This is a genomic window from Spirulina sp. CCY15215, assembly GCF_016888125.1.
GTDB lineage: Bacteria > Cyanobacteriota > Cyanobacteriia > Cyanobacteriales > Spirulinaceae > CCY15215.
Window position 1 is genome coordinate 1 of sequence record NZ_JACSWA010000168.1, and the last position, 1,077, is coordinate 1,077.

Consider the following 1,077-nt stretch of genomic DNA (forward strand, 5'->3'; position numbering starts at 1 on the left):
AAGTGTCGAAGGAAGAAGAAGAATTACTAGGTAGTTTATGTCGAGCCTTGAATTTACCCCAAGACCAAGTAAATCAAATTATTCAAGTTATGGTCATCAAAAATAAAGGATAATACACAGGCGAGTCTAAACTCGCCTTTTCTTTCATCCAGCCTTCTGGGGTCAGACTCCGGTGAGGTTTTCTCACCTAGGAAATGCAGGCGATCGCTTGCCACCCTAGAGTTAGAGCCTGATTATAAAACTTTATGAGTATGAGAATGTTGCTTGACATTATCTTCCGTTGAAACAGTATTTTCTACATTGAGAACTCGCTTCCGTTCGGTAGAATAATTAAAATCCTCTTTTTTGTTACCAAGAGGGATATGTTCTTTTGCTTGGGGGTGACTCTTATAAGTACGAGCCGCAGCTAGAGTCCGTTCGACAAAACTCTCACAAAATTGCGAATCTTCTGGGAACTCTGTCGGTTTTTGTAGGGTTTCGGCTGCAAAAAACTCTGAGAGAGATTTACCGCAAACAAATTGGTAAGATGTAGGAATCCCTTTCAATAAGGCTTCTAGGGCTGAAGAAGGTATCGGCTCAACAACGCTAACTTCTGCAATTTCGCCATCATTGCGAATAAAACAAGTTGCCAAACCGAAGACACAATAATCGTCGGCAGAGATATCAGGGGCATTGGGGAATAACATCGTACTGGTCATGGAAAAATAAGAATGGGTTTCAAGAGGAGTTCTAGAGAATCATGGCATGAAGATGCGATCGATCTTACCAATTCTTGATTCTTCTCTCCTAATTTTCTTGTCGAACTACTTTATACGGAATAGACGTTAAGGACGCTGTAGAGATGTTTATATCTTGTGAAAGACTGGTTATTCTCTTAGCACAATTTAGTCTAAATCGGGACAACCTTAAGACTGACACAACAATTGAACAATTGCTAACTGTTCAAGATTAGAGTAGATTTGTCAGGAACCTCAGCCTTTAGGCGTGAGGCTTGAAAGAGAAATCTAACAAGCCATTCTGACCAGACTAAGTACCCCGCGTACTACGTTATTTGGGTCACGACACCTTGGAATGCGA

General features: G+C 40.9%; 1 protein-coding gene. It reads right to left on the reverse strand.

Features of this window, described 5'->3' with window-relative positions; all coding sequences use genetic code 11:
* Positions 1 to 233: 233 nt before the first annotated feature.
* Positions 234 to 698 carry a hypothetical protein gene (locus JUI58_RS00820; RefSeq protein WP_204101850.1) on the reverse strand — a complete coding sequence of 155 codons (465 nt, stop codon included), beginning with the start codon at positions 696 to 698 and terminating at the stop codon, positions 234 to 236.
* Positions 699 to 1,077: the final 379 nt, after the last annotated feature.

What these genes read in the sequence shown, in the direction of transcription:
- JUI58_RS00820 (WP_204101850.1), bottom strand. Translation starts at nt 698, where the DNA reads ATGACCAGTACGATGTTATTCCCCAATGCCCCTGATATCTCTGCCGAC.